Here is a 7,224-nt window from a genome sequence, read left to right as displayed (position 1 = left end):
GCCCTTCTCTTCATGCCCCGACGTCAGCCAACTCACCCGATCCAGCATCCCGTTCGAACCAGACCAAGCACACGAACGGATAGAGAACGGCCAGTTAGGCAGCCACTTTGGCGCGAGCCTCGAAGATCATGGCCCCAACGTCGTGCTTTAGCGGGCAGGTCCACAGACTGCCCGACGCGCCGGAAGCTTACGGGGCCATGATCACTCGCGCCAAAGCAGCTCCAGCCCAAAGCCGCTCCGCCGACCTCATACCTCGTCGAACCAACCGTTCTCTTCCGCCACTTTAGAGAGGGGAACGGCTTTTTCAGCAAGGTCCCTCTTAACGCTCAACTCTGCCATGCGCACCAGAAAGATGGGATAGGCGAAAGGATTACTAGCGACCTTACGCGCAACTTCAACTGGCATACCTCCTGCCGTACGGAAGTACCCCAGGTGTGGATATCTCACGCTCTCCACTCGATAAGCTCTCTTAATCCGGTCAATTTCTGCCGCCCAGTCGACGGAATCGGTCTGCATTCGCTGGGCCGATGCAGCAAAAATGGCCTGACTTACCGTTGCGTCATCCCCGATGTACGAAGACAGATACTTCGAAATGATTGCTTCGCGTACGGAATCATGCGCCCAAATGGTAAGCGCCGCAGCGAGCCGTGGACTCATTGACTCAGGGAAAAGGTCCAGTCTAATATCCCTAGCCTTTCCCAACCAACCTCTGATTTGATCGACGCTTTCGAAAAGTCGCATCGCGTCACGCATATCGAGGCTGTCAACAATGTCGTCCAGCTCGCCATAAATCTTGGAAAGCGTGGCAGGACCGCAGAGACAGAGCGACACGAGCGTCCAGATTTGCCGCTGCTCGGCATTCGCAGACTCGAATTGCTCCTTCCACCACGAGGCACTGCCAGCCTGGAGGCGCGCATACCTCACCCGCTCCATCAAGCTGATGGAGCCGTCAAACAAATCATTCCTGCTGACTTCCGTGCGCTTGCCTCTCGGAGCCGTAAGTGCGACGGCGCACGCTGCGGCCCAAACCTGCCATCGCTCCCCGATAGACGAAACCATGGAGTCGATATACCGGGAGAATGCGCCGCCTACTCCTGGTGCATCCTCCTCTTGGGGGCTGTTCAACAACCCCTGAAAGGCCTGGACTACGCCATCGATTTCGGCATCCCCAACAGAAAGTACATCGCCTTTCGGCCACCTTATGCCGAAACGTCTCGTTAGGCTTTCGCCGTATGTGCTTCGACCGTCTGGATAATTCCTGAAGAGGACGAATGGATTCAGGGCGGCACACAGGAGCTCCACGGTGGACTCATTGGGACGTGAAAACCGGAAGCCGCTAACGTATCCGCTGCAGGTTCTCTCCTTGTAATCCTGCAAAAGTTCAACGTTCTGGGTGAAGAATCCGGCCCGTCCGGCCGAGACTAGAGCTTGCACCACTTCGTCGTCTAGCGGAATATTGAATTCATTGAACATGCCTAGCAACTCTTCATTGCTATGGGAATTCAATACGCCAAGGAAATGGCCAGACCAAATCCAGGAAATCTTTTCATGCGTAGATGAAATGCGAGAAAATCCACTTTTCCAGAGAATACGGAGCTCTTCGCGTGTTCCGTTCTTCTTTGCAAGTTCAGTGATTGACATCTGAATATCACGAGGGGGCGCGCTCTGAAGTACGGTAATGCACCGCTCAAGCAGCTCGACGCGTCCGCAGCCATCCGGTAGCGTGATGGGCTCTCCACCGCTACTGCTGTAGTGGTCATCGCCCAAAAGAGAGCGATATCCGTCTCTATCCAGGATAAGCGCGATTACCTTTTGCAGACTTCTATTGTTCTGACTGAAGACCCAGTCTGCGACGAGAGTAGCCGCCAGCGAACGTGGATGCGACGTCATCCCTAGATGGCTATCGGCACATAGAACCTCAAGGCGATCGACGAGTGCCGGCAGCTCACCCTTGCTGAAGCAGCCAGCGTAAAATCGGGTGACGTTCAACCAGTGTGTATTACGGGCCACAGCATCGAAACGCTCATCTTTGGTACCGCTTCGAGGATTACCAACAGGACTATAGGGTGCTGTTTCATATAGGAAGCGACCGGCGAAGTACTCACGTAGGGGCTGAACTTCGAACTCAAACAGGCCTTCTACTGCACCAACGAGGAAAACGACCCGCTGAGCAAGGCCTGTGAATAGCTCCGTTGCCCAGGCAGGATCCCTCCCTTCAGAGACTAGATACTCCCGAATCACTTCACGTAGCCGATTCGCGTCGATCTTCCCTAGCGCCCTGCCCGTTTCTGCCTCACTGTGAAGCATCCAGGCCAAATAGCGATGCAGGTCGATCAAAACTTCTTGACGCTTCTTAACGATTTCGCTCTTCTCGGCCTCACGCGCCAGAAACTGCTCGACGTAAAAATCATACAGCGCGGTTCTTTTGTCAGGGAGAGCTTCCCCGCGAGTATGAATTACAGTGAGAAGAATCGCCAATTGCATCGGATTTCGAGCCAAGTCACGCATATGCGGCTGATCCAGCTTCTCAGCCAATGTGCGACGGAGATTGGCTTTCTCTTTTTCCTTGAGGCGACGCGATTTGGCCCAGCGCTCTGAGTATTGCTCGATTAGAGGACGGCCCAGCCTAGTAAGCGTCCATCGCTGGAACACCCTAGAAGGGAAATCTGTCACCTCTGCTAGGGCAGACGGTCTCGTAGTAACTAGCATTTGAAGCGCGACGGAAGACTCTCTAAGCCGCCGAGCCGCCGAGCTAATTTCCTTAACCATCTCATTGCGGAGCCGCACTTCTGCGACTTCGTCCAAGCCGTCAAGCACAATAAGAAGCGAGCTAGAGCGGGCAACGGCAGACAGGTCGTCAACCGTGAACGTGCGCCCGCCGGATACGTCACTGATCAGTGCACTTATGAAGGATTCGAGAGATTTCGACGATTGCGCAGGTCTAGTTGCGCCGACCTCCTGGTCGAACGGGTTGTTACCAGCCAACCAACTAGCGTACTCCCGTAGGTCTACCTTGATAGGGAATCGCACCGATTTTGGGCGATGCCCATCGGGGAGTGTGTCAAACTCCGACTTCCCTAGCACGCGCATGCGATGCACTTGGCATACATACTGCGCCAAGGTCGACTTTCCCTGCCCAGGGCCGCCTTCCAGAATTACCAGGTCGGAGAGTCGTGCTATTTTGTCATGCAGAAGCAGGGTCGCGGCACCGATGGGCTCATCCCGATCATTGCCCGTCTCTCCCCGGTTCGCGATTTGACTCACGACGTCACGAATTTCGAGTGCGCGCTTCTCTTCTCTGCGCCGCCCCTCTGTATGCGTTAGTGAGATTAGCGCGGGTACATCCACAAATAGGTTCAAAATTTCATTGCTAAGTTCTACTTGCTTGAAACGGACCTCGTTGTCCAATTCGAACTGCTCGACCATAAAGGTCCGCAAAATGTCGAGCCGATTACCCTGCAGATCAGGCCCGATTGACTCTGCCAGCGCCTGGAGTAGATCACTACCGCGCAAGATTTCTGGGTATGACCATTTGACATCGGCGTGACCATCGCACCTACGATCAAGGTCGTCTCTCCACCAGACGCGAACCGGAACAGGCGAGTCGGAATTGAGAAGATGATTCAACTTGTCGATTGAGCCTGCGTCCGGGAAGGCGGTCCCTGGGACATTACAAACCAGAATGTATTCAATCGCCCCCTTTCTTCTTTGGAGAATATCCTGAATCTTGGGAACCTCGGCTTCCATCGTGTCGACGAACCACTTGTGAACGTCCTCAACTACGAATGGATTCCTAACAAACTTGACCTGGAAGACCCGATAATCACCCTGCTTGTTAGTGAACAGTTGGACCGCGTCCCGACCGCCATCCCTCTGACCAACGGGGAAGCACTGTGTTCCGGGGTATTCAAGCGAGATTAGCGCCTGACAGAGGTGTTGAAACCGCTCGGGATCCAGCTGCTCGAAGAGATAAGTCAACTCAGCCACCCTCAACTGCCCTAAGTGCAACCAGCCCTGACGGTACGGCAGACCACTCTATCGACAGCAGGACGCTCAGTCTGCCGGTCGGACCGAACACGAAGCAGGTAGTCGTTGCAGCCCTCGAACGTGGTAGCTACTTCGGTGTTCTTGGCACCATCGTTGGGCTCGCCGGAGCCAACCGTATGCGAACGGTCGCAGCTTCCGAAGCTGATGGCATCGACGTGCGACGGCGCGCACCCAGCGATCCGGCATGCGCCTTCCCTGCTGGCGCAAGCCGAGTCACGGTTCCCAGAGCTCCACGTACTGCGTGTCGGGACCGGAGGGGGAAGCTGCGTGGCCAAGACAGGCAGACGATGTCAGCGGAAGGTGGTGACCGGCACCTCCCGGTGGCCGGTCCACGATGGACCGTGGTCTGCGTACGGTGTGGCGCAACGCAAGGAGAAGGAAGCCAAGGAGAAGAAGCGCACGATCCGCAAGAAGCGCTAGCTCCAGCTGACATCCACGATTGACATCGACGGTGGCGGACGTGAGTACCCCTGCTCGGCCCAGTGCGGTCGACACGACCGAGTAGTAGCGCCACTGAGCCGCGCTCGGATCGAACTCCTAAAGCGGGTGTCGCAGGTTCGAATCCTGCCGGGGGCACCACCGAAGAGGCCGCCCAGGAACTTCCCTGGGCGGCCTCTGACGTCAACGCCGGCGGTCCCTCATAGCCTGGTCAGGCCAGCTGTTCCCACGGGTTGATCACCATGGCGCCGGTCCGGGCGAGATGCTTGATGTTGCGAGTGGCCACCGACCAGCCGTTGGCCAGGGCGGTGGCGGCGATCAGTGCATCCGGTGGGTCGATGCCGGCGCCGGCTGATTTCAGTGCCTTGTGGATGTTCAGGTACGCAGCCGCTTCCGGTTCACCGATCGGTGCGATGCGTCCGGCGTACTCGTGCCGCACGGCAGCGAGTGCCTGGGCGTAGCGGGCCTTGCGCACGGGATCCACCGTGGCGTCCACGCCTGCCTCGATCTCGGCCACGGTGATCACGCTGAGGAAGCGGTTGGGCCGGGGCGTGGACCGGAACCAGGCCAGGACGCGCTGGTCGGGCTTGGGCCGCGCGGTGAGTTCGGCGACGACGTTCGTGTCGAGCAGGTAGATCACTCGGCGTCCGGCTGCTCGTCGTAGGAGCGGGCGCCCAACTCCATGCCCTCGAAGGGCCGGGACAGCAGGAACTCCTCGAAACCGTCGTTGCTCAAGGCCACCCAGCGGTACAGCATCTCGGGCAGGGCCTCAATCGCCGTGTCGGCGAGCTCTGCGTCGAAGTGCCTGCGCTGGTCCTCGGGCAGGGACTCCCGGATGTCACGGATGGTCCGCAACGGGTGCGCCGTCGAGTGCGGCGGGTGAGGAACCTCGCTCGGGGCGGTGGTCATCAGCATCCCCTCCGCTGTGTCGCGCCGTGTGCTTCTACTGGTCCCAGGTTAACGGCGTCCGGTCCGTTCGCTCAGCCCTTCCGAGATCCACACCGCCTGCCGCAGCCGTGGGACCGGCCTGTCGGCAGACCGAAGGGCGGCCGGCCTGACCGGATCCTGCCCCGACGATCCCGAAACGCCGACCTTCCGCAGCACACCTACGGCACACATGAGGCCAGGAAGCACTGCGAACGGGTGAGAACCGGCGAGGCGTATTTCGGCAGGTCAAGCGCCCGTTTTACCAGGTCGCAGCCCCACCCGGAGGGATCTCCTAAAGCGGGTGTCGCAGGTTCGAATCCTGCCGGGGGCACAGAGAGAAGGGCCAGCTCAGGAGGGGTTTCCTCCCCGGCTGGCCCTTTGTCGTCTCCGGGGTCGTGCCACGCGCGTCCCACTAGAGTCCACGCGGAGTCCACCGCCCCGAGGAGCGTTCAGAGGATCAGTGACCGCACCCGTGCTCGGTAGCTACTCAGTAATCGCTCGCCACTACAACGAAGAGGCACGCGACGACCGCGACCGCGCTGAGAACGGCAATGGTGATCAGCACACAGCCGAGCGCTCCTGTAGTCCAAACGATCGCTGACCAGCCGGACCGTGTCGCCCGTTCGGCCCGCTGGACTGCTTCGTGGTAGTCACTGTCGTCGTACCAGCCGCGATCAGCCATGATTCCCCCCGTTGGCGGACCCTACAGCCCGCCGTCTTGCCGTAGATGGGTGGTGCCTGGCCGGAAGAGAAGGCCATGGTGTGCGCGTCCCCCTTCCTAAGCGGGGGCGTCTCCTCCGCTGCTGCGGATCATGGCCCCGAGTCGATCGGCGATGGCCCATCCCGGTCACTGGTCATGTGCTGGTAGATCAACGCGGCACGCGAGCTGCTATGCCCCATCCGCGTCATCAGCTCCCGTGTGCTAGCACCGGCCGTCGAGGCCAGCGTGTTACCCGTGTGCCGAAGATCATGGAAGTGCAGCTCAGCCGTGACCCCCGCAGCCTCCGGGCCTTGACCCAGTCGTCCCGGAAGTTGCTCCGCCGCAGCTGCCCACCCTGCGGCCCGACGAAGACGTGCCCGTCGCGGCCGGGAGCGGAAGTGCTCCAGGTGATGCGTGACCGCGTCGAGCAGCTCGGCGGGGAAGGAGACGGAGCGCACCCCGGCCGCGGACTTCGGCGCCTTGTCGAAGAGCCGGCCGTCCTGCAACCCGGCCTGAGCCCGGCGCACGGTGACGGTCAACCCCTCCAGGTCGACGTCCCGGCGCCGCAGGGCCGCCAGCTCCCCGAACCGCAGGGTGGTGAAGGCCGCCAAGAGCACGAGCAGCCGGTAGCGCGGCGCGATGGAGCCGGCGACGGCGAAGACCTCCGCCACCGTGAGAACCGGCCGCTCGGGCACGTCGTAGCGGTCCGCGCCCTTGACGCGGCAGGGGTTGCGCCGGATCAGCTCGTCGTCCACGGCCGTGTTCATCAGGGCCCGCAGCAGTTGGCATGTCTTGACGACCGACGGCTCACCGACGCCGGCCGCAAGGAGCATTCCGCGTCAGCTGCGCCTCTCTCCTAAAGCAGTGCTTGTGACGGGCATATAGGGAGAGGTCGTGTCAGTGTCGACCAGTAGCCTGCGACAATCCCCGTGGCGCGTCTGGAGGGTTCGTGGCAGCTACCGCTCTCGTCAGCCCCGATCGCTTGTGGTCGGCGCCGGAGGTCTTGGTGCGTCCGAGCCCGGTCCCGGCGGCGGCAGGGGTCTACGGGTGGCACTTCAAGCAGCCGCCCCATCCGGACCTGGACGCCGGGCGCCTGCTCTACGTCGGTATAG

At 60.3% G+C, this 7,224-nt stretch carries 5 protein-coding genes; all 5 read right to left on the bottom strand.

The genetic code is table 11. The annotated features are described in order from the left end of the window. Positions 1-246 precede the first annotated feature (246 nt). The 5 genes from ACZ6KF_RS22505 to ACZ6KF_RS22485 all read right to left on the bottom strand — a co-directional run bounded on the left by ACZ6KF_RS22505 (position 247) and on the right by ACZ6KF_RS22485 (position 6,945). Entirely contained in the window at positions 247-3,987 is a 3,741-nt protein-coding gene (locus ACZ6KF_RS22505) for an NACHT domain-containing protein (protein WP_469239769.1), read from the bottom strand. 709 nt (positions 3,988-4,696) lie between these two features. After that, a complete protein-coding gene (locus tag ACZ6KF_RS22500; protein ID WP_469239767.1) occupies positions 4,697-5,125 on the bottom strand; it encodes a PIN domain-containing protein in 429 nt (142 codons plus the stop codon). Next, a complete protein-coding gene (locus ACZ6KF_RS22495; protein ID WP_469239765.1) occupies positions 5,122-5,394 on the bottom strand; it encodes a hypothetical protein in 273 nt (90 codons plus the stop codon). Before ACZ6KF_RS22495 ends, ACZ6KF_RS22500 begins: the two co-directional genes overlap by 4 nt. A gap of 505 nt (positions 5,395-5,899) precedes the next feature. Further along, positions 5,900-6,094 (bottom strand): hypothetical protein, encoded by a 195-nt coding sequence (locus ACZ6KF_RS22490; RefSeq protein WP_469239763.1) that lies wholly within the window; start codon positions 6,092-6,094, stop codon positions 5,900-5,902. Positions 6,095-6,222: 128 nt separating this feature from the next. Beyond that, complete coding sequence (locus ACZ6KF_RS22485; RefSeq protein ID WP_469239761.1) at positions 6,223-6,945, bottom strand: tyrosine-type recombinase/integrase; 723 nt, start codon at positions 6,943-6,945, stop codon at positions 6,223-6,225. Positions 6,946-7,224 lie beyond the last annotated feature (279 nt).

The organism is Streptomyces sp. NPDC046379, assembly GCF_055587785.1.
This window is presented reverse-complemented; position numbering and strand designations above follow the sequence as displayed.